Source organism: Psychrobacter sp. ASPA161_9 (assembly GCF_051970275.1).
GTDB lineage: Bacteria > Pseudomonadota > Gammaproteobacteria > Pseudomonadales > Moraxellaceae > Psychrobacter.
In genome coordinates this window covers 65,820-86,632 of record NZ_JBEFNI010000003.1, presented here as the reverse complement: position 1 = coordinate 86,632, position 20,813 = coordinate 65,820, and the positions used below count along the sequence as shown (strand labels likewise).

Sequence of the window (20,813 nt, the reverse complement as noted above, 5' to 3'; positions counted from 1 at the left end):
AAAATTTATCCCAGCAGCCCTATGCTATTTTTGAATTGAACCTACTATATGATACGTTCTACGCACTGGTATTTATGTCAGTGGTGCTTGAAAAGCTGTCATCAGATAAGAGGCTTTTTCTTATGTTCAAAATTAGCTTTCAGGCTCCTATTCTTCAAAATCAGCTAACATCTTGGTGATGCGCTCATCTTTTTGTCGCCATATCTGCTCAACCCAGTCGAACATTCTCGCTTTGACGGCAGCATCATCTTCATAACCGCCATTTTGAACAGCCACAGACAAACCATCCGGTATGTCAATATAGCGGACATCGACGCCTAAGCGCTTGATATTGCCTTTCCACAAGTCACTATAGCTCGGTACGCCATCAGGATAGACAATCGTCATATCCAATATGCCGTCTACCTCTGCACCCAAGGCGTTGATAGCCAGCGCCAAACCGCCTGCTCGTGGCTTGAGCAGATGCGTGTAGGGCGACTGCTGCTTGTCGCGTTTGACAGGTGTAAAACGCGTTCCTTCTAGATAATTGAGCAAGGTGAAAGGCTTGTCTTTGAGCAGTGCGCAGGCCCGTTGTGCTTCTTTAAGATCTTGACCCTTTAAGGCAGGGTTTTTGGCAATATCAGCTCTAGAATGCCGACGCATCATAGGAAAGTCTAAAAAGTAAAAGGTTTGACCCACGATAGGAATGTATATCAATTCAAACTTGGTAAAAAAGCGCGTCAAAGGCAAGCGATCTTGGCTAATATACTGGACAATACTGGTGTCAACCCATGATTGATGATTGCTAATCAGTAGATATTTGCCGTCTGTATACACGTCATCAGGTAGGCTAATTCGCCAGTCCTTTTGCGGTAAGACCATGTCAATCACAGCGTTATTACTATTAATCCAATGATTGGCGATTTTAATCACAGCCTTGTCAGCGATAGCTGCGCCAGTAATCATTTTGGTCGCACCCATAAGCCACACAGGGATGCTACCAGCAAAGCTATTTCCTACAATGACGCCCGTAGCCGTTGCTAGTGATACTGCTTTGGCAAGTTTGGGCTTACGGTCGTGCATTTTTTGAAAAACTGATGCCAAGCGCATGTTAAATCCCTTCCGTTTGTCTATTATTAATTGTTATTAGCGTTATGGCATAATTTTAGCAGATATAAATATTTGTGCACCAATAGTGGTGTGACTGGTCATTACATATAACGAATATATCAGTAGAAGGTGAATTGGGACGCGTTATAGATGCATTTCAACTGTTATCATAATCAAGTGTTAGAATTACTGTATGAAGTAAAAAACTATTTTGAGTGAAATACTATTTTAGGAGCGTTACTTGGAAATTATAGGAATTATTTTATTTATTATCGGTGTCATCATCTCTTTTATCTATGGGATTAAGCTGATTATTATTGCCTTTCAAGAATCCATACTTTGGGGTCTGTTATATTTGTTTCTTCCATTTGCCAACTTATATTTTATTATTACGCGCTGGGAAAAATGCAGAGATTCCGTTTTTAAAATACTGATGTCAATTCCGTTTTTATTGATAGGCGCTATGCTTGGTTCAATGCAATAAGTTGTTAGGTGATAGTTTGCTTCTAAAACACTGCATAGTTTAAAATACGAAGTAGTTTTGTAGAAAGTAGTTTTGTAGATAATAGGATGCGTAGAATTCACCCTAAGCCTATAACTCTCTATTTATAAATGCTTAACCACGCCCCATATAGAAGAGAACCATTTAAAAGCCAATTATTTAAAAGAAATAAAAGACAACTATGATTTTTATAAGTAATAATATTAGCCTAAGCGATAGTGAGGTAGAGATTAGCGCCATCCGTGCGCAAGGGGCAGGCGGGCAAAACGTCAATAAAGTCTCCTCTGCTATCCATCTACGCTTTGATATAAATGCCTCAAGTCTGAGTGATGTACAAAAGCGGCGTTTATTAGACAGCAAAGACAGCCGTATCACTAAAGAGGGGATATTCATCCTCAAAGCTCAGCAATTTCGCACCCAAGAGCGCAACAAGATTGACGCTTTCGAACGTCTTAAAGCATTTATCTTGCAATCTACACAAGTGGCTAAAGCTCGAAGACCCACTAATCCTAGCAGAAATGCTAAGCGTAAACGTGTCGATCAAAAGACGCAGCGTGGCAAAACAAAGGCATTGCGTGGTAAGGTTGATTATTAAGCTGGCTACTCTCAAACCGAATTTGGACAATATCCCATGCTAATTAATGCAGATTTTTCACGTCGTGCTGAGCTAACGGCTGAGCAACATCAATGGATTAAATCACCGCAGAATGGTGTCGAGCGCGTCATGCTTGATCGCGTGGGCGCAGAGAAGGCGCGGGCGACTAGCCTTGTGCGCTATGCGCCTAACTCGCATTTTCCGCATCATCAGCATCCGGGTGGCGAGGAGATTTTGGTATTGTCGGGTATTTTTTCTGCTGATGATAAGCATTATCCAGCTGGCTGGTATTTACGCAACCCGCCAGCATCAGGCCATACGCCTTATAGCGATGAAGGTGTGGTTATCTTTGTTAAGCTGCGACAGATGTCACCGTCCGAAGAGCGTCATGTCGCTATCGATACGCACGATAGCGCAAACTGGCAACTAGTCGGCAACCGTGAGGTTTGTGCTTTGTTTTCGGACGATAGCGAACAGGTAAGCTTACAGCGTCTGAGCGCAGGTGATGCATTATTCACAGAAGATCTTATGACTCAAACAGTGGCAGGTGGCGCAGAGCTGTTAGTAGTAGAAGGCACTCTGATAGAAGGCGATCAAACCTATAAACAAGGTAGCTGGCTACGCTTGCCCGTAGGTGCGCAGCCACAGTTAAAATCAGGCGAGGAAGGCGCTACCGTCTACCTTAAGACCGGACATCTTGCTCAAATCATTGGCGCGGATGTTGAAGCTCTAGACGTTTAATTAGCTAGGCGCAGTTATCCATAATTTAAGATTAAGATGTTAAGCGCTTTCAACGCACCATAAAAAGAAAAATCCTATGCAAAAAGTAGATATAACAAGTGTACCCGTAGCAATTATCGGTGGTGGTTTAAGCGGTCTGTATGCGGCTTATTTATTAGAGCAAAAAGGCATTGATTATATATTGCTAGAAGCGCGTGATAGTTTGGGCGGTCGCATTCTCGCTAGTAATTTTTCAAAAGATTCAGCATTAGAGCAACCGATTTCACAACATCTTGGCTCTGATAGTGTACAAGAGGTAGATAGCTTTGATTTAGGACCTTCTTGGTTTTGGCCTGATTATCAGCCGCAGTTGGGCGATCTGGTCAATGAATTGCAGCTAGAGACTTTTGCACAGTTTGAAGAGGGCGATATGATGGTTGAGCGCGTTCCTAACGAGCCTGCTGTGCGTATGCAAGGCTATAAAAGCTCGCCACCTTCGATGCGTCTAGTCGGTGGTATGGCTGCATTAATTGATGCTTTATATCGTCGTCTTGATTCCTCACGTGTTTTTAACAGTCAAATTGTTCATCGCTTGCATAAAGTAGATGAGCACATAGAGATAACCAGCGAAGACACGTCTGGGCAATTCACCACTTGGCGAGCGCAGCATGTATTGCTGGCGCTACCGCCTCGGTTGGTGGAAGACAGTATAACGTTTGAGCCGACTTTGCCGTCCGATATGATAACCCAATGGCGCAACACAGCGACTTGGATGGCGCCTCATGCCAAGTATTTTGCAGTTTACGATACGCCTTTTTGGCGCGAGCAAGGTCTCTCAGGAGCCGCGCGTAGCTCGCAAGGGCCAATGGTTGAGATTCATGATGCCTCTAGCATGGGTGCCAGGGGTGCGTTGTTTGGCTTTATAGGAGTACCTGCCTCAGTACGCCAAAGCGTCTCTGACGGAGTGTTAAAAGCACATTGCCGTGCACAATTGGTACGTCTATTTGGTGAGCAGGCAGACACGCCCAAAGCTGAGTACCTGAAAGACTGGTCACAAGATAAGTTCACCGCAACGACTGCCGACGCAAGTAGTGATGGTCAGCACGCGGTGGCACCTGTCTCTAAGGCAACATCAGGCGTATGGAGTGATTGCCTAATGGGGATAGGCAGTGAGTGGTCGCCACAGTTTTCTGGTTATATTGCTGGTGCTATTGAAGCGGCAAGCCTTGCGGTAAAAAGCTTGCCTGAAAATATGTAGTTTTTTAATTTAATTAATAGTATTGTTTTTAAGTAGTGTTCTTCTAAATAGTGGAGCTATTAACGCCCCGTCCATACTGCATGGCGCTTTTCGATAAAGGCGTCAATGCCCTCGCTGACATCGTCTGCCATCATATTGCAGGTCATCACTTTACCAGCATATTCATAAGCATCCGCTAAGTCCATGTCCAACTGTTTATAGAACATATCTTTGCCCGTTTTAACCGCGACAGAAGATTTAGCGGTAATGACATCGATTAAAGACTGCAACGTTGCATCTAACTGATCCGCTGGCGCGACACGATTAATCAGTCCTTGTTGTAGGGCCATATTTGCATCGATAAACTCACCCGTGATAAGCATCTCAAATGCTTGCTTGCGAGATAAGTTGCGGCTGACTGCAACGGCAGGCGTAGAACAAAACAGCCCGACATTTATCCCAGAAGTCGCAAACTTAGCGTCATCAGAGGCCACTGCTAAGTCGCAGGCCGAGACCAGCTGACAGCCTGCGGCGGTAGCAATGCCTTGTACCTTAGCGATCACTACTTGCGGCATTTGATTGATGGTTAGCATCATTTGACTACATTGTTTGAATAATGCGCTGTGGAATGCCTCGTCTGAGTTTGCGCGCATCTCTTTTAGGTTGTGACCTGCACAAAATGCCTTGCCATTCGCGGCAATGACGACCAAGCGGATATTGTTATCTTGAGCGATGCTGTCCAGCTCTGTTTGCATGGCGGATAACATATCTACTGATAGCGCGTTGAATTGTTTGGGACGATTTAGTGTGAGGGTAACGACGCCGCTTGAATCTTTGCTGTCTTCTCTGATAACTAATGGCTCGTTAGTGTCTGTAGTAGGGGCGTCTGTATTTATAGTATTCATTTATCATCCTTGATAATTAGTATATAAACGTAAGGAAAGATCTAAAAAAGCATTTGAATAATACTCTAAATAGTAGCATGACTTATAAGTTATACAATAGAGTGCTGTTATTGAAATTGTACACATAAAAATAGCGCACTCGTAATATGAGTGCGCTATTGGTTTCTTCAGTAAGAATAAGTGGAAATGTAGAGATAAGTTCTATTTTTTTAACTTTTATCATAAATCGTTGTTCTATTCACAAGCGCTACAATCTAATATGCGCCTTCGCTATAAATCAGCTCATAGCTATGGCTGTATATTTCAACGATATTGCCGAACGGGTCTTCCATATAAATCATACGGTAAGGTTTTTCGCCAGGATAGTAATAACGCGGTTTTTCCATACGCTTTTTGCCGCCAGCTGCGACGATGCGCTCAGCGAGTTCTTCAACATTTGGATCTTGAACACAGAAGTGAAAAATACCTGTTTTCCAGTATTCAAAGTTGTTTTCAGGATTTTCTTGATTTTTGAATTCAAAGATTTCAACCCCGATACGGTCACCAGTAGAGAGATGAGCGATACGGAAACTGCCCCAGCCTGAGCCAAAGACTTCAGTACACATCTCACCGATAGGGCTGTCATCTTCAACGATTTCGGTCGGCTCCATGATGGTGTACCAACCCATCACTTCAGTATAGAATTTTACTGCTGCTTCTAAGTCAGGAACGGAAAGACCAATGTGCGAAAAGCTTCTTGGATAAACGTTATTCATAATTCGTACTCCTGTTTTGATATGGGAGTAGTTTACAAAGTTAAGTCTATTACGTAAAATTATCATCTATTATAAAGTTAAGTATGTATTGTAATGATAAATATCACGTGGCTACGTACATTCTGTACCCTTGTTGAAGTGGGGCATTTTACTCGCACTGCCGAGCGCCTACATATGACCCAGTCAGGCGTAAGTCAACACATACGTAAGCTTGAAAGTCAGTTAGATGTCGACTTGCTCATCCGCCCAGGTAAACAGTTTTCATTGACGGATGCAGGCGAGGAGCTGTATAGAGAAGCGGATGATATCTTGCAGCGCTTATCAAATCTAGAACAGCGTATCGGTGAGGATCCCGCTTATGCAGGACTAGTGCGACTCATGTCTCCTGGCAGCGTGGGCTTAAAATTGTATCCGCAGCTTTTGACCTTACAAAAACAGTACCCGCAACTAGTGATTGATTATCGCTTTGCGCCAAATTCTGATATAGAGCGGGCGCTTGTAAAGCATGAGATTGATATTGGATTTATGACTGATATCTCAGATGATGAGGGAATAAGTTGCCAGTCAATAGCTCAAGAAGCGTTAATACTGGTGACGCCTGCGACTACTAATGAACCAAGCTGGGAGACACTCATAGCGCTTGGGTTTATCGATCATCCTGACGGTGCCCATCATGCCAGTATGCTGCTGAGCGCCAATTATAGCGAGTTCCAACATATCAATGACTTTAAGAAAAAGGGCTTTTCTAATCAAATTGGCTTGATTTTAGAGCCTGTCAGTAGGGGGCTAGGCTTTACCGTATTACCAGCACACGCGGTTGCAGCGTACGCAAACCCTGAGCTTATTAGCAGTCATCGTTTGCCAACGCCAGTGAGTGAAACGCTATATCTTGCCGTAAGGCGGCAGCAAGCCCTACCTAATAGAGTGCACACTGTCATTAACGAGGTAAAAAATTGGTTGTAAGCGCGCTACTGAGATAATTTTTACTTGCTTGCTGTGCCTACGCAGACAGAGGCTGCGCAAAATTTATCTCAGTAGCGCTATATTTATTTTATAGTGGATCGAATATATAAAGTAACCAGTTTCGAAAAGGATTTGAAGTTACACACTTAAAAATTGCACATACAAAAATAGCGCATTCATAATATGAGAGCGCTATTTTTATTTATCAACCTGTTAATCAATATCAATCTATTAAACAATGCCAGCCTGTTAATCAATACCAGCCAAATCACTATTTAACCGCTATAACGGCTATTAAGTTGATACTGGTGCATCTAAAGTCACTGGTGCTACATTACTTTTTTTACCATCAACTGCGGCGCTTAGGTTCACTAAGAAGATAGCGACGGCGGCGATAATACCAGGTATGGCGATAAACAAGAAGTTCGTTTGGTGGCTTAGCTCAAGCGTGAGTAGCGCCCCAGTCAAGATAGGACCTACGATAGCACCAATGCGACCGATACCCGATGCCCAGCCCATAGCGGTCGTACGTACAGCAGTCGGATAATACTGAGCGACAAAGGTGTAGAGCAGTATCTGTGAGCCAATAGTAGTCGCACCTGCAATTGCGATAAGGGTATAGAGCACTACTTGAGGGCTGTTGTAGCCAAGTAATATCAATGCAGCAGCACCAGCGACAAACATTATGGTTAATACTGGTTTTAGATGGAATCTATCAGCCAGCACACCGCCACCAATAGCACCAATCATCCCGCCAATATTAAGAGCAAATAAAAACAGCATACTAGCGCCTAGCGAGTAGCCTGCTTGAATCATAAGCTTCGGCAACCAGCTGGCGAGAGCATATACCATCAACAAGCACATAAAGAAGGCTACCCAAAACATAATAGTAGTAAAGCCACGATTTTTTAGGAATAACGCTTTGATAGGGGCGTCATCGCCTTTGGTTGGTTCATCTAAGATTAAGTCAGTAGAGGCTGTGATAGTCTCTTGTGGTGCAAGTTTGCGAACGATTTTTTTGGCTTCGTCATGTCTTTTTTCTTTGACCAAATACATCAAAGACTCAGGCAGCATTTTCCAAATGATGGGTAATAGCAAGGTAGGAATGCCTGCGATATAAAACATAATCTCCCAACCATAATCTACCACCAAAAATGATCCCAGCAATGCAGATGCCATTCCGCCTATCGCGTAACCACTAAACATAATGGCGACTAGAGTACTACGCATACGTTTTGGGGCGTATTCAGAGGTCAGCGCCACACAGATGGGCATTACGCCACCGATACCAAGACCAGCAATAAAGCGTAAAGCAGCAAACTGCATCGGACCATTAGCAAAAGCGCCAAAAAAGGTAAAGCTACTGAATAAGCCGACACAGATCATGATGGTCTTTTTTCGGCCGATCTTGTCAGACAAAGTACCAAAGATCATGGCACCAAACATCATGCCAAAAAGTGCTGCGCTGGCAAGAAAGCCTGCTTGTACCGCGGTCAATGACCACTCTTCCATGAGTAACGGTAGCGCCACGCCATAAATGATGAGATCATAACCATCAAAAATAATGATCAGTAAACACCAAAACAGCACCTTCCAATGAAAGGGCGCAAACTTGGCTTCATCAATAACTTTATTGATGTTTAAGGTTGGTGATTCCATTCGTGTTTCTCCATGGGTAATATCCTTATAAGTATCTAACAAGTTATTGTTTTCTGATGATCAAGTCAAAAACTATCTAAGTATAAAGATATACCTATAAAGTATGGGTTTTGATTTTATAGAGTATGAAAAAGTATAAGTGCGTGTAGATAACTTAAGTAAAACCAGTGGAGGTTTTCTAAAATGATATCTAAACAACTCGTAAGACTATGAATATCCATGATATTTATTTTTTTGAAGAAAGTTATGTGCTTATTAATAATAGATATTATTTCTTAAAAGACGGATAAAAAAATAGCTCATATATCTTTTAAATATATGAGCTGTTTTGATTTTTATCAAAATATGTCGGCTATAAAATATTAATTAACGGCGAAAATTGTGGAGCATTTATCTTTAAGTATTTATTTCTAAACACTTATCTTTAAGTACGAATTTAAGCCATTACTTATACCAACAGGTACCGTTCGCTTAGAGAGTTATTTTTTCATAGCTAAATAATCTATTGCTAGCTGGCTAAGCGCTTTAGTACCCACCTTAAATGATGCTTCGTCTACAGAGAAGTAGGGAGAGTGGTTATAGGGTGCCTTACTTGCGTCTTGCCCTACGGGTGTACCGCCTAAAAAGAAAAATAAACTAGGTACTTCTTGGGCATAAAACGAGAAATCTTCAGATGCCGTTAGCTTAGGCACCTCAAGTACATTGTCTTTACCTGCTACGTTCTTAAGCGTCGGTAACATTTGCGCGGTGAGCGCTGGGTTGTTAATCGTAACTGGATAACCTTTATTAATTTTGACGTCAGCTTTCGCACCTGATGCCATTGCTATATGAGTCGCTGTCGTCTTTATATTACTAAAAATTTGGTCGCGATTATTCATATCAAAGTTACGGATAGTGCCAATCATATTGACACTATCTGGAATAATGTTATCGCGTACACCGCCGTCTATTTTACCAAAGGAGACAATGGCAGGCTCTTTAGTGATATCAATTTGACGGCTCACTATATGATTAACTCCGGTAACGATTTGCGCCGCAGCTGAGATAGGATCGACCCCATTCCAAGGTGCTGAGCCATGAGTTTGCTTACCGTTTACTGTTATGTCAAAGGTATCAGCACTAGCCATAATAGGGCCACTTCGGTAGCCAATTTGACCACTATTTAAGCTCGACATAACATGTAGCCCAAACGCAACCTCGGGCTTATACTTTTTAAAGATGCCTTGCTTAAGCATGAGCTCTGCACCGCCTTCTTCACCTTCAGGGGCACCTTCTTCGGCAGGCTGAAATACGAACATAATATTACCGTGCAATTCATTTTTAACAGCGGCTAATACTTCTGCCGTGCCCATTAGCATAGCAACATGAGTATCGTGTCCGCAGGCATGCATGACACCAACGTCTTCACCCATGTACTTAGTGACAATGGTTGATTTAAAAGGTACATCTGCTTTTTCGGTAACGGGTAATGCATCCATGTCTGCGCGTAGCATCACCGTAGGCCCGGGTTTAGCACCCTTCAAAAAACCAACAACACCTGTATGCGCTATATCAGTTTCGACCTGCATACCTAGTGATTTTAGATGCTTGGCAACAATAGCGGCAGTACGAGTTTCTCTATTGCTTAATTCCGGATGTTTGTGAATATCCCGACGCCATTCAATCACCTTCTTTTCAACACTTTTCACTTCTTTATCGATGTTGATGTTGGCATGAGCACTAAAGGTGCTACAGGCAACAATACCGACAACTAATGATAATAATGATCGTTTCATACTTTCGTCCTTGTTTGATGTTTCTTCCTTGTTATTACTTTCCTATTCTCACATCTCACGTTTCATATGAGAGTTTTAGTGACCAATAGAGCTATTGAATATTTAAATATTGTCGCACGAGTTTATTGAATGCTTCAGGCTGTTCAATATTCGAGATATGTGAGGCATCGATAGTAGCGAGCTTAGCGTTAGGTATATGATCGACCATATATTGACCATCGGCAACCGTCGTCACTGGATCCTCGATACCTGCCACCACTGTGACGGGTACGCGAATATCTTTTAATTGCTCGCGAGTGTCAGCAGTAGCCAATGCCTCGCAGCAGCTGGCATAACCCTCGCTACTGCCAGCCGCGAGAGCACTGGATAATGCCGCGACTACATCAGGATAATCATTGATAAAACCCGCTGTGAACCAACGCGGAGCAGCGGTGGCCGCGATAGGAGCTAGACCTTGCTCACGTACCAATTGCGCGCGATCTCTCCATGCCGCCTCATTACCAATCTTCGCGGCGGTATTGCATAGCATCAAGTGATGAAAACGGTCAGGGTGATGGATAGCTAACCATTGACCCGTCATGCCGCCCATAGAGATGCCACAAAAAAACGCTTTATCGATACTTAGATGATTGAGCAAATCAATCACATCTTGCCCAAGCTGATCCAAACGATAAAGACCTGTTGGTGCGGAGGATTTACCATGACCACGGGTATCTGAGCAGATAATAAAGTAATCAGTTTGCAAGACATCGATTTGCGGCTGCCACATATGATAGCTGGTACCCAAAGAGTTGGAGAATAGTAGAGCAAGGTTGCTGCTATCGCCAAAAGTGGCATAGTTTAGCGTTACGTCTTTATTTTCAAATACAGGCATGATGAACGTCCTTGTTTGTGATTATCATGTGAGTAAGGTATTGGTTTTTGCTTATTAATTATTAACTATTACTGAAGGCTAGTATTAACTATAGCTGGTTCGTTTTAAGTCGAACCAGTAAGTTTGGTAGAAATTTTTGCAGCCTCACATGAGAATAAGTGCATCTATTTTATTTTGAATTATCAATCAACTCTCAACACGTTCAATAATCATCGCGATACCTTGTCCAACGCCAATACACATCGAGCATATAGCATAACGCTTACCTGTTTTTTCAAGTTGATTGAGGGCAGTTAAGATCAAACGTGCGCCTGATGCGCCGAGTGGATGACCAAGGGCAATCGCACCGCCGTTAGGATTGACGCGTTCGCTATCATCGGATAATCCTAAGTCACGCGTACAAGCTAGAGCTTGTGCGGCAAAGGCTTCGTTTAATTCAATGACATCTATCTCATCAAGCGTTAGTCCCGTATGCTTAAGCAGCTTTTTCATCGCTGGTGCTGGGGCGAAACCCATAATACGTGGCTCAACGCCTACCGTAGTTGAGGCCACAATACGCGCACGCGGCTTTAGATTAAATTCTCTAACCGCTTGCTCTGACGCTACTAGGAAGGCTGCTGCACCATCATTAATTCCAGAGGCATTACCAGCAGTCACCGTACCATCTGCGGTGACGATAGGACGCAGTTTAGTCAACTTCTCGAGGGTGGTGTCAGCACGAGGATGCTCATCAGTATCGACGGTGACAGGCTCGCTTTTACGTTGTGGGATAATGACAGGAGTAATCTCATCTTTGAAAAATCCTGACGCTTGCGCCGCTGCGGTACGTTGTTGGCTACGTAGCGCAAATGCATCTTGGTCAGCTCGATTAACATTGAATTGCTCTGCGACATTTTCAGCGGTTTGCGGCATGGTCTCTGTGCCATATAGCTCATCAAGCTTTGGATTGATAAAGCGCCAACCCATAGTGGTATCTTCCAGCTTTTGACTACGACCAAACGCCTGATTTGACTTACCCATTACCAATGGCGCACGGCTCATGCTCTCAACACCACCTGCGATAATTAAATTGGCTTCACCAGCTTTAATCGCACGCGCCGCTATCGCTAACGCATCCATTGACGAGCCGCACAAGCGGTTAACAGTGGTTGCAGGCACTTGATAAGGTAGGCCAGCTAGCAATGATGACATGCGACCGACGTTGCGATTATCTTCACCGCTTTGGTTGGCACAGCCGTAGATGACGTCATCTACTTTTACCCAATCGACATTAGCATTACGTTCCATTAACGCCTTGATAGGGATAGCACCTAAGTCGTCTGCACGTACTGGTGCTAGACTGCCGCCGTAGCGACCAAAAGGAGTGCGAATGGCATCAATAATATAAGCGTTATTTAAACGAGTGATTGAATCAGTCATGGCGATTATCCTGAGTTTTGATTATCTTAAATTCTGATTAAGAGGGTTTTTTATTTAGTAGCGTCAATTAACGTTGCGCCAGTCAATGCTTGCAAGTCCGCAAAGCTCATGCCATCGACCATTTCAGTGACGGCTAAGCCTTTATCAGTGACATCGATGACACATAGATCAGTATAAATTCGATCAACGCAGTTTTTGCCAGTCACAGGGTAGGTAAGCTCGCTGACGATTTTAGGGTCGCCAGTCTTAGTCGTGTGATTGGTCATCACAAAGACTTTTTTGGCACCGACGGCTAAGTCCATAGCGCCGCCAACAGCAGGTATTGCATCCTCTGCACCGGTACTCCAGTTGGCTAAGTCGCCATTGGCAGCCACTTGAAATGCGCCCAATACGCAAATATCGATATGACCACCGCGCATCATCGCAAAAGAGTCGCCATGATGAAAAAAGCTACCGCCATCGAGCATGGTGACGTACTCTTTTCCAGCATTAATCAGCTCGGGATCCTCCTCGCCTTTAACAGGTGGTGGTCCAAAAGCTAGTAAGCCGTTTTCTGAATGCAAAAATACATCTTTATCATCCGGTAAGTATTGGGCAATTTTGGTCGGTAGTCCGATGCCTAAATTGACATAGGCACCATCTGGAATATCTTGTGCAGCGCGCTCGGCGATTTGATCGCGGGTCAAAACAGTGTAGGAAGTATGGCTCATGATGACGCTCCTTATAATTGGCAGTATTAAGCGGTGGCTTTAGTTGCTGTACTAGAAAGTTCAGCGCTAGCAGATTCATTATTAGGAGGCTGGATTTGCACCACATGCTGCACAAAAATACCCGGTGTAATAACGTGCTCAGGATCAAGCTCGCCAAGATCCACCGTTTCAGAGACTTGAGCGATAGTCACGTCAGCTGCCATTGCCATGATTGGACCAAAGTTACGTGCAGACTTGCGATAGACTAGGTTGCCCCAGCGATCGCCTTTAGAAGCTTTAATTAAGGCAAAATCAGCCTTGAGCGGATATTCTAAGACATAGTCTTTGCCATCGATATTACGAGTCTCTTTGCCTTCTGCAAGTAAAGTGCCGAATCCTGTTGGCGTATATACTGCACCGAGTCCCATACCTGCTGCTTGAATACGGCAAGCCAAATTACCTTGTGGTACTAGCTCCAGCTCAATCTTGCCAGCATGATAAAGCTCATCAAATACCCAAGAGTCCGATTGACGCGGGAAAGAGCAAATTATCTTACGCACAGCACCCGTTTTTAAGAGCTTGGCAAGGCCATGGTCGCCGTTACCAGCATTATTATTAATGATGACCAAATCCTTTACGCCCAAATTAATCAGCCCATCAATGAGTTCAGCTGGTTGCCCTGCGGTACCGAAGCCACCAATCATGATGGTGGCTCCGTCTTTAATTTGGCTGAGTACGTCAGTTATACTTTTATCCGCTTTATTAATCATATTCATATCCTATGAAAAGTAATATTAGAGATCGTTTCTGCTGTGATATTTATTAGTGCTTTAATGGTTGAAATGCTTTAGAAATTGAAATAGTTTAGATTGCTTGTGGGTAATTATTTTAAACCATAAAGACTTTACAATCAGGCTTATTAGGCAAATGACAATAAACGTTTTTTATTTAAAACATAATGAGCAATCATGCCGATAAGAATACCCCAGAATACAGAGCTAAGACCCAAAAAGCTCATGCCGGATGCCGTCGCCAAAAAGGTAATTAATGCGGCGTCTCTTTGCTCATCGTTTTTCATAGCAATGGTGATATTGGCAGAAATAGCCCCGATAAGTGCGAGTCCAGCTAAGGCGGCGACCAATTCCTTTGGTAGTAAGCTGAACACCATCACAATACTACCAGCAAACAAGCCACCTAATAGATAAAAAATACCATTGGCTACTCCGGCGATATAGCGCTTTTCCTTCAGCTCGTGCGCATCTTTGCCCGTACATAGGGCAGCGGTGATGGCTGCTAGCACAATGGTAATACCACCAACACATGCGACTGCTAATGAGGCGAGGCTTGCGACACTCACAATAGGCTTGGCTGGCGTGTCATAACCGCTGAGATTTAAGATAGCCATACCGGGTAAAAATTGTCCGGTTAAGCTGACAAGGATAAGAGGGATAGCAAGGTTAAAGGTGGCGTTCCATGACCATTCAGGCCAAATAAGCGTAGGTATGGTGATGGCCAAATTCATGTCGACGGGGTTCATCTTGCCGAAGATAACACTTAAAATGACCCCGCAGAACAGTACCCAAATCATGGTATAACGCGGCGAAAAGCGTTTGGCTAATAAGTAGCAACCAAGCATACTAAAGACGATAAATGGCATGGTATCAGTGGCGACGAATAACTCTAAGCCAAATTGAAACAAAATGCCAGCCATCATGCCAGCAGCAATGCCGTTCGGAATCCATTTTAAAATCTTGTCAAATGAGCCGGTTGCACCGACCAAAAATATCACAACCGCTGAGATAATATAAGCGGATATCGCCTCATTGATACTCATCTCTGGAAACACGGTCACCAGTAGAGCCGTGCCGGGTGCTGACCAAGCGGTAATAATAGGGGTTTTGTATTTAATAGATAGGAAGATGCCAGATACGGCCGCGCCAATTGAGACGCCCCAAATCCAAGAGGCCATCATCGCATCTGAAACTTGCGCCGCTTGTGCTGCCTGAAAAAAGATAATCAAAGGCCCAGCATAAGAGATAAGGACGGCTAGAAACCCTGCAACGGACGCGGAGAGCGACCAGTCTTCTTTCAAGGTTTGAATTACAGTTGCCATATTGCTTCCTTGCAAATCAGCACTAGTCAGATAACATAGTCTGTTCAAAAAAAAGAGATACGTTTACTGCTGGTATAAATTTTCCTCGCTTGCTGTGCGCTTTGCCAGACAGAGGCTTCGTAAAATTCATCCCAGCAGCTTTTTGCTCTTCTTAAATTTAATTAACTATAGTAGCTTAAACGCTGTGTTGCCTAACTTAAAAGCTCAATTGATATGGTTAGCCTTCGTCACCGCCGCCCACAGGAATGGTACTCCCAGTGATATATGACGATTCATCTGATGCTAAAAATGCAATGGCATTGACTTGCTCATCTATCGTACCGTAGCGTTTCATAAAGGTGCGGTCAATGGTCTGGTCAACGACTGCATTCATCCATGATTTTTCATCATCAGTTAAAGGCTTTGCATTACGTGGAATCTTTCTAGGCGGAGCTTCAGTGCCACCAGTCGCTACTGCATTTACTCGGATACCATCGTTTGCGTACTCAAAAGCGAGCGATGCGGTCATGGCATTGACGCCGCCTTTCGCTGTCGAGTAGGGTATGCGGTTGATACCGCGTGTGGCGATAGAAGATACATTGACGATAGTACCAGACTGCTGCTCAATCATCGTTGGTAATACCGCATGGCAACACCACAATGTCGGAAATAATGAGCGACTGACTTCTTTATTAATCTCTTCTTCTGAGAAATTGACAAAAGGCTTCATCCATATCGCGCCGCCAACATTATTGACCAGCACATCAATACGCTCATAAGTATCAAGCGCTTTATTAATAGCCTCTTGTGCACCTTGATAGGTCTCAAGATCAGCTTGGATAGTCGTCGCGTGCCCGCCATTTGCAATGATTTCTGCTAACACATCTTCTACCAAAGGTGAGAAATCTGCCATCACTATCTTGCCGCCTTCACTTGCTAAGCGTAATGCGACCCCGCGACCGATACCTTGTGCGGCACCAGTTACGATACATACTTTATTATCAAAGCGCTTACTCATTGCTATTCCTTAAAAACGAAACTGTATTTCTAGAGCATATCTGTATGTATTTAATTCAAATTAAATATACTAATTAGCAGGTGTTACTGGTAAAAATTTTCTTGCTTGCTGTGCCTACGCAGACAGAGGCTGCAAAAATTTGTTGCCAGTAACGCTTTGTCGGTTTCAATACGAATTGGCAGTACTATCAATTTCTACTAGTATTGGCTAATAATCTATTACTGCTCACTAGGGGTGAATTTTTCATAATAAAAATTGCTAGGTTTTAGGCTGCTTGTATCTAACCAGTTACTAACGGCATCGACCATTGCTAAAGGGCCACACAGATAAACATCAACATCACCATTATTTAACCAATCAGCTTCGACATGGCTGGTCACATAGCCTTTGCGCTCGTGGCCACTTTCCTCGCTTGCTACACAGGTATAATAGTCAAACCATGCGTGGTTTTTCTTCACCTCTTCCAGCTTTTCAATCTCTATCAAATCAGCGTCATTAGTAACACCGTAGACCATCTTGACAGGATGATGAGCACCCGATACTTCTAAACTTTTTAGCATCGATAAGAAAGGTGCGATACCTGTACCACCAGCCAAAAACAATGTGGGGCGTACAACAGGGCGTAAATAAAAACTACCAAATGGCCCTTCAAAATCAATATCTTGACCTATCTGCGCAATATCGGATAAAAAGGTGCTCATTTTGCCATTAGGAATATTGCGGACGACGAATTCGGCCTGCTTAGCACTAGGTATAGAGCTAAACGAGTAGGAGCGTGTCTCGTCAGAGTCAGGAATGCTGATATTGACATACTGTCCTGGCAAAAATACCAATGCATCTGGATTGTCGACTTCGACGCCAAAGTGAATGGTAGACTCCGAAAGCACATTTAACTGTTGTAGCTTGCCTTTGAACACAGACTTGCTAACTTTGCAGGCTTCAGAGGAGGTTGGTACTTTGATAACGCAGTCGCTTTCAGGAATCATCTGACAGGTCAAAACGTAGCCTTCTTTGGCCTCAGCTTCAGTCAGCGCTTCTTCGATATACATGTCAGGGTGCATATCGTAGCTGCCTGATTCACAATGACAGCGGCAAGTACCGCAAGCACCATCGAGACAGTCAACAGGAATGTTATATTTTTGGCGATAGGCTGCTTCGGCGACGGTTTCGTCTGCTTCACATTTGATGAATCCTGTGACACCGTCTTCGAACTGTAGAGCAATGTTATATTCCATGAGAAATATCCCTTTTCAACATATGGTTACCAACTAATCTAGCTGTATTTTTAATCAACTCATTGATAACGGCTGATTCATAAAAGCTGTTTGATAAAGGCTGGGCTATCAATGGGTCCGTTGTAGAAATTTAACTGTGCATATTGGCTGGTAAGTATTACTAAGCACATGCAAAATCTAGACGTGATATACATCCATAATTTGATGCACATAATCATCTTTTAACACGACATATTTATCCAAAATCTTTGGGCTGTCTTGAGTCATGTCTATTTTGTACTTGGAGAATCCCCAATAAGTATTGGTCTCCTGATAACGATAGGATTTATTAATCCAGTTAAAGCGGACGCTGACGATGCCGTTGTTATCTTCAAGCAACTCAATATTAGATAAATTGTGCGTGGTACGGGTATCAGGAATGGTCGCAGAAGAACGTTCAGTCTCGACACGGAAAATGCGGTCTTCAAGGCCACGACGATCAGGGTAATAGATAAGTGAGATTTCTCGTTGCGGGTCGCTGATCAGCTCGCCATCATCATCCCAGCTGGGCATCCAAAACGGACAGTCTTCGTCATAACAAGCCAACCATTCTTCCCATCTTTTTTCATCAAGCAGTCGTGCTTCACGGTACAGAAACTGCCGCACATCTTCGATGTTAACCGTTGCATTTTTCATTAGCGATATCCTTTTATATTTGTTAGTCCTGCAATAACCAGCAAGTGAAGGGCTTCAGTATTTAGGGGCAATATTTAAATTGAATAATTGCCCTAAATACTTAGCTAATATTAGCCTGCGCCATGTAGTTGCTGCTCTTGCTCTAGGGCTTTTTTCATCTCTTCATGCCAGTAGCGATGCTGTACGGTGTACAAGCCTTCATCTTCGGTCTTGACCCCACTTAATAACGGTTTAAGGTCAATGGCTTTTGCACCTTCGTCAGCGCCTTCTATCCAATGCTCAGAACCGCGGCACATATCGTTCCATTCAAGCTTGATACCGTTATAACCTTGCTGGCACGAGCGAAATTCTTCTAAGTCATCTGGCGTTGCCATGCCGGTCACGTTAAAGAAGTCTTCGTACTGGCGGATACGGCGAGTACGTGCTTCATCGCTTTCGCCCTTCGGAGCGATACACCAGATGGTGACTTCGGTTTTATCAACGGCTAGGGGACGTAACATGCGAATCTGTGAGCTGAATTGATCCATGATATAGACGTTTGGATAGAGGCATAAGTTGCGCGAGCGTCCAATCATCCAGTCGGCCATTGCTTCACCATATTGGGCAACATAATCATCGCGATAGGCAAAGTTAGGACGATCTTGCGGATTTTCCCATTGGGTCCACAGCAGTAGGTGACCATTTTCAAAGGAATAGAATCCGCCACCTTGACGACCCCATTTACCAGCGTTCATGGCTTTAATATTGTCTTCTTTCACGGCTTCTTGCTCTTTACGGCGTGCCGTCGTAGCAGCATAGTTCCAATGTACGGCTGAGACATGGTAGCCATCAGCGCCATTTTCAGCTTGCAGCTTCCAGTTACCATCAAAGGTATAGGTTGAGGTGCCGCGTAATACTTCTAGGCCTTCTGGTGATTGGTTGACAATCATGTCAAGGATTTTGGTTGAGCCACCAAGCCAGTCTTCAATTGGTTCGACATCATCATTAAGGCTAGCAAATAAGAAGCCTTTATAATTGGCAAGTTTGACTTGCTTTAAGTCATGCGAGCCATCTTTATTAAAGGCGTCAGGGTAACCAGCCCCGCGTGGGTCTTTAACTTTGAGCAGCTTGCCTGAGTTGTTATAAGTCCAACCATGGAAGGGGCAAGTATAAGTGGCTTTGTTGCCTTTTTTATGACGGCACAACTGGGCGCCGCGATGAGAACAGGCATTAATCATACAATGCAGCTCACCTTCTTTATTACGGGCAACGATGACCGGCTGACGGCCGATGTATGTTGTATAGTAGTCGTTGTTATCAGGGATTTGAGTCTCATGAGCCAGATAAACCCAGTTGCCTTCAAAGATATGCTTCATCTCAAGCTCAAACAGCTCTTCGTTGGTAAAGGCACTGCGATGTAGGCGATAAATCCCTTTTTCTGCATTCTCTTCTAAAAAATCGTCAATGGCGATATCTGATCCTTCAGGTACTAGATTAATGCGCTCGCTCATGGCTGTCTTCCTTGTAAATAACGGTGTTAAACGATGTTAGGGTATGACGCTTGATACGACAACTGAGTGCATATCAAGCGAAAATCTATAATATTTAGTGGTTGCTAACAGTAGCTAGCGATACTCAATAATTAAGCTTGAGCACGGCGACGTTCAACTTCACTGCCTTGTACTGGCTTATCAATGTCTTTCACTAAATGAAAGTCAAAATCGATACTGGCATACGGCGCGTCCAGCCCTTTTTCTTGTAGCTTGTCAGCATCTTCAACCATCGTCACTTCTGGTACCAAGCCTTCACGGCTAGCAAAGGCAAAGTCATCCCACAGATACTCATCACCATCGATGTTAATCTGCGTGGTCAATTTGCGATGACCGTCAGCACTCGCGAAGAAGTGAATGTGAGCTGGGCGATGACCATGACGTCCTAGCGCGCCCAATATTTTTTGGGTCATACCTTCTGGCGGCACTGAGTAACCTAATGGGACGATACTGCGAAAAGCATAATGGCCGTTTTCATCAGTGATAATGCTACGACGCAAGTTAAAGTGCGACTGCGACTCATCAAAGAAAGAGTAATTGCCTAAGCTATTGGCATGCCATACTTCAACCTTGGCATTTGGCAATGGCTTGTCATCTTCGCCATAAACGGTCCCTTGCATGAATAGCACGGTGCCATTGTCAAGATCAGTGCCATCATCTAGACGCGCAAAGCCTTTTTCTTCTGGCGCACCAGCGACATAGAGTGGACCTTCGATGGTACGTACAGTGCCACCGTCAAGACCAGCTGCTTTTAAGTCTTCTTCAATCATTAAATCCATAAAGTGATCAAAACCTAGACCCGGTGATAGTAGACCGGCTTCTTTGCCTAGATCGCCGATATATTCAACCCCCGCCCAATATTCATCTGCGCTGATTTTTAAATCATTAATGGTTTGCATCAGGTCGGTCACGATGCGTAGGACAATTTCTTGTACGCGTGGATTGACTTGATCTGGAAAGTCAATCTTGCCTTTGATGAACTGGTTGGCTAGCGCTTCAATTTGAGTACGTTCCATGTCTCTCTCCTAGTTGAGGAATTATTTAGATAACTATGTAGATAATTAAGATGGTATCAAGCAACC

The 20,813-nt window shown here is 43.7% G+C and carries 20 protein-coding genes; 5 read left to right on the top strand and 15 right to left on the bottom strand.

Going from position 1 to position 20,813, the window contains the following annotated elements; all coding sequences use genetic code 11:
• Positions 1–147: 147 nt before the first annotated feature.
• Positions 148–1,089: an acyltransferase gene (locus ACTQ9S_RS04985; RefSeq protein ID WP_068035042.1), complete on the bottom strand. Its 942-nt coding sequence runs from the start codon at positions 1,087–1,089 to the stop codon at positions 148–150.
• Positions 1,090–1,330: 241 nt separating this feature from the next.
• Here ACTQ9S_RS04985 and ACTQ9S_RS04980 point away from each other — a divergent pair, with 241 nt between their 5' ends.
• The 4 genes from ACTQ9S_RS04980 to ACTQ9S_RS04965 all read left to right on the top strand — a co-directional run bounded on the left by ACTQ9S_RS04980 (position 1,331) and on the right by ACTQ9S_RS04965 (position 4,164).
• Positions 1,331–1,573 (top strand): hypothetical protein, encoded by a 243-nt coding sequence (locus tag ACTQ9S_RS04980; protein WP_068035044.1) that lies wholly within the window; start codon positions 1,331–1,333, stop codon positions 1,571–1,573.
• 199 nt (positions 1,574–1,772) lie between these two features.
• Entirely contained in the window at positions 1,773–2,186 is a 414-nt protein-coding gene (gene arfB, locus ACTQ9S_RS04975) for an alternative ribosome rescue aminoacyl-tRNA hydrolase ArfB (protein WP_440454136.1), read from the top strand.
• A 36-nt stretch (positions 2,187–2,222) separates the two neighbouring features.
• On the top strand, positions 2,223–2,927 hold the full coding sequence (locus tag ACTQ9S_RS04970) for a cupin domain-containing protein (RefSeq protein WP_440454134.1): 705 nt from the start codon (positions 2,223–2,225) through the stop codon (positions 2,925–2,927).
• A 76-nt stretch (positions 2,928–3,003) separates the two neighbouring features.
• On the top strand, positions 3,004–4,164 hold the full coding sequence (locus ACTQ9S_RS04965) for a flavin monoamine oxidase family protein (protein ID WP_440454132.1): 1,161 nt from the start codon (positions 3,004–3,006) through the stop codon (positions 4,162–4,164).
• Positions 4,165–4,223: 59 nt separating this feature from the next.
• Here ACTQ9S_RS04965 and ACTQ9S_RS04960 read toward each other — a convergent pair whose 3' ends face one another.
• Together ACTQ9S_RS04960 and ACTQ9S_RS04955 are read right to left on the bottom strand one after the other, a co-directional pair.
• Entirely contained in the window at positions 4,224–5,048 is an 825-nt protein-coding gene (locus ACTQ9S_RS04960; RefSeq protein ID WP_440454130.1) for an enoyl-CoA hydratase, read from the bottom strand.
• 254 nt (positions 5,049–5,302) lie between these two features.
• Entirely contained in the window at positions 5,303–5,803 is a 501-nt protein-coding gene (locus tag ACTQ9S_RS04955; protein WP_440454128.1) for a lactoylglutathione lyase family protein, read from the bottom strand.
• A 93-nt stretch (positions 5,804–5,896) separates the two neighbouring features.
• Here ACTQ9S_RS04955 and ACTQ9S_RS04950 point away from each other — a divergent pair, with 93 nt between their 5' ends.
• Complete coding sequence (locus ACTQ9S_RS04950; RefSeq protein WP_440454126.1) at positions 5,897–6,766, top strand: LysR family transcriptional regulator; 870 nt, start codon at positions 5,897–5,899, stop codon at positions 6,764–6,766.
• Positions 6,767–7,060: 294 nt separating this feature from the next.
• Here the strand turns inward: ACTQ9S_RS04950 and ACTQ9S_RS04945 are convergent, their stop codons facing one another.
• The 12 genes from ACTQ9S_RS04945 to catA all read right to left on the bottom strand — a co-directional run bounded on the left by ACTQ9S_RS04945 (position 7,061) and on the right by catA (position 20,747).
• Positions 7,061–8,425, bottom strand: coding sequence for an aromatic acid/H+ symport family MFS transporter (locus ACTQ9S_RS04945; protein ID WP_440454124.1), 1,365 nt, complete (start codon positions 8,423–8,425; stop codon positions 7,061–7,063).
• Between the two features lie 479 nt (positions 8,426–8,904).
• The gene (locus ACTQ9S_RS04940; protein ID WP_068326831.1) at positions 8,905–10,200 is read right to left on the bottom strand and encodes a M20 family metallopeptidase; all 1,296 of its coding nucleotides are present in this window, start codon (positions 10,198–10,200) and stop codon (positions 8,905–8,907) included.
• 91 nt (positions 10,201–10,291) lie between these two features.
• Entirely contained in the window at positions 10,292–11,074 is a 783-nt protein-coding gene (pcaD, locus tag ACTQ9S_RS04935) for a 3-oxoadipate enol-lactonase (RefSeq protein WP_440454123.1), read from the bottom strand.
• Between the two features lie 186 nt (positions 11,075–11,260).
• Positions 11,261–12,493: a 3-oxoadipyl-CoA thiolase gene (gene pcaF / locus ACTQ9S_RS04930; RefSeq protein ID WP_440454121.1), complete on the bottom strand. Its 1,233-nt coding sequence runs from the start codon at positions 12,491–12,493 to the stop codon at positions 11,261–11,263.
• Between the two features lie 50 nt (positions 12,494–12,543).
• Positions 12,544–13,203 (bottom strand): 3-oxoacid CoA-transferase subunit B, encoded by a 660-nt coding sequence (locus tag ACTQ9S_RS04925; RefSeq protein ID WP_068035062.1) that lies wholly within the window; start codon positions 13,201–13,203, stop codon positions 12,544–12,546.
• Positions 13,204–13,229: 26 nt separating this feature from the next.
• Positions 13,230–13,952, bottom strand: coding sequence for a 3-oxoacid CoA-transferase subunit A (locus ACTQ9S_RS04920; RefSeq protein WP_068326843.1), 723 nt, complete (start codon positions 13,950–13,952; stop codon positions 13,230–13,232).
• 149 nt (positions 13,953–14,101) lie between these two features.
• Positions 14,102–15,295: a benzoate/H(+) symporter BenE gene (gene benE / locus ACTQ9S_RS04915; RefSeq protein WP_440454119.1), complete on the bottom strand. Its 1,194-nt coding sequence runs from the start codon at positions 15,293–15,295 to the stop codon at positions 14,102–14,104.
• A 217-nt stretch (positions 15,296–15,512) separates the two neighbouring features.
• Positions 15,513–16,292, bottom strand: coding sequence for a 1,6-dihydroxycyclohexa-2,4-diene-1-carboxylate dehydrogenase (locus ACTQ9S_RS04910; protein WP_068326848.1), 780 nt, complete (start codon positions 16,290–16,292; stop codon positions 15,513–15,515).
• Between the two features lie 218 nt (positions 16,293–16,510).
• Entirely contained in the window at positions 16,511–17,527 is a 1,017-nt protein-coding gene (gene benC, locus ACTQ9S_RS04905; RefSeq protein WP_440454117.1) for a benzoate 1,2-dioxygenase electron transfer component BenC, read from the bottom strand.
• A gap of 177 nt (positions 17,528–17,704) precedes the next feature.
• Positions 17,705–18,202, bottom strand: coding sequence for a benzoate 1,2-dioxygenase small subunit (benB, locus tag ACTQ9S_RS04900; RefSeq protein WP_440454115.1), 498 nt, complete (start codon positions 18,200–18,202; stop codon positions 17,705–17,707).
• 110 nt (positions 18,203–18,312) lie between these two features.
• Positions 18,313–19,692, bottom strand: coding sequence for a benzoate 1,2-dioxygenase large subunit (benA, locus tag ACTQ9S_RS04895; protein ID WP_068035069.1), 1,380 nt, complete (start codon positions 19,690–19,692; stop codon positions 18,313–18,315).
• Between the two features lie 131 nt (positions 19,693–19,823).
• On the bottom strand, positions 19,824–20,747 hold the full coding sequence (gene catA / locus ACTQ9S_RS04890) for a catechol 1,2-dioxygenase (protein ID WP_068326855.1): 924 nt from the start codon (positions 20,745–20,747) through the stop codon (positions 19,824–19,826).
• Positions 20,748–20,813: the final 66 nt, after the last annotated feature.

Coding starts and splice junctions, on each gene's coding strand:
- ACTQ9S_RS04985 (WP_068035042.1), bottom strand. CDS start 1,089: ATGCGCTTGGCATCAGTTTTTCAAAAAATGCACGACCGTAAGCCCAAA.
- benB (WP_440454115.1), bottom strand. CDS start 18,202: ATGAAAAATGCAACGGTTAACATCGAAGATGTGCGGCAGTTTCTGTAC.
- ACTQ9S_RS04925 (WP_068035062.1), bottom strand. CDS start 13,203: ATGAGCCATACTTCCTACACTGTTTTGACCCGCGATCAAATCGCCGAG.
- benE (WP_440454119.1), bottom strand. CDS start 15,295: ATGGCAACTGTAATTCAAACCTTGAAAGAAGACTGGTCGCTCTCCGCG.
- ACTQ9S_RS04965 (WP_440454132.1), top strand. CDS start 3,004: ATGCAAAAAGTAGATATAACAAGTGTACCCGTAGCAATTATCGGTGGT.
- ACTQ9S_RS04920 (WP_068326843.1), bottom strand. CDS start 13,952: ATGATTAATAAAGCGGATAAAAGTATAACTGACGTACTCAGCCAAATT.
- arfB (WP_440454136.1), top strand. CDS start 1,773: ATGATTTTTATAAGTAATAATATTAGCCTAAGCGATAGTGAGGTAGAG.
- ACTQ9S_RS04910 (WP_068326848.1), bottom strand. CDS start 16,292: ATGAGTAAGCGCTTTGATAATAAAGTATGTATCGTAACTGGTGCCGCA.
- pcaF (WP_440454121.1), bottom strand. CDS start 12,493: ATGACTGATTCAATCACTCGTTTAAATAACGCTTATATTATTGATGCC.
- benA (WP_068035069.1), bottom strand. CDS start 19,692: ATGAGCGAGCGCATTAATCTAGTACCTGAAGGATCAGATATCGCCATT.
- benC (WP_440454117.1), bottom strand. CDS start 17,527: ATGGAATATAACATTGCTCTACAGTTCGAAGACGGTGTCACAGGATTC.
- ACTQ9S_RS04960 (WP_440454130.1), bottom strand. CDS start 5,048: ATGAATACTATAAATACAGACGCCCCTACTACAGACACTAACGAGCCA.
- ACTQ9S_RS04940 (WP_068326831.1), bottom strand. CDS start 10,200: ATGAAACGATCATTATTATCATTAGTTGTCGGTATTGTTGCCTGTAGC.
- ACTQ9S_RS04970 (WP_440454134.1), top strand. CDS start 2,223: ATGCTAATTAATGCAGATTTTTCACGTCGTGCTGAGCTAACGGCTGAG.
- catA (WP_068326855.1), bottom strand. CDS start 20,747: ATGGAACGTACTCAAATTGAAGCGCTAGCCAACCAGTTCATCAAAGGC.
- ACTQ9S_RS04955 (WP_440454128.1), bottom strand. CDS start 5,803: ATGAATAACGTTTATCCAAGAAGCTTTTCGCACATTGGTCTTTCCGTT.
- pcaD (WP_440454123.1), bottom strand. CDS start 11,074: ATGCCTGTATTTGAAAATAAAGACGTAACGCTAAACTATGCCACTTTT.
- ACTQ9S_RS04950 (WP_440454126.1), top strand. CDS start 5,897: ATGATAAATATCACGTGGCTACGTACATTCTGTACCCTTGTTGAAGTG.
- ACTQ9S_RS04945 (WP_440454124.1), bottom strand. CDS start 8,425: ATGGAATCACCAACCTTAAACATCAATAAAGTTATTGATGAAGCCAAG.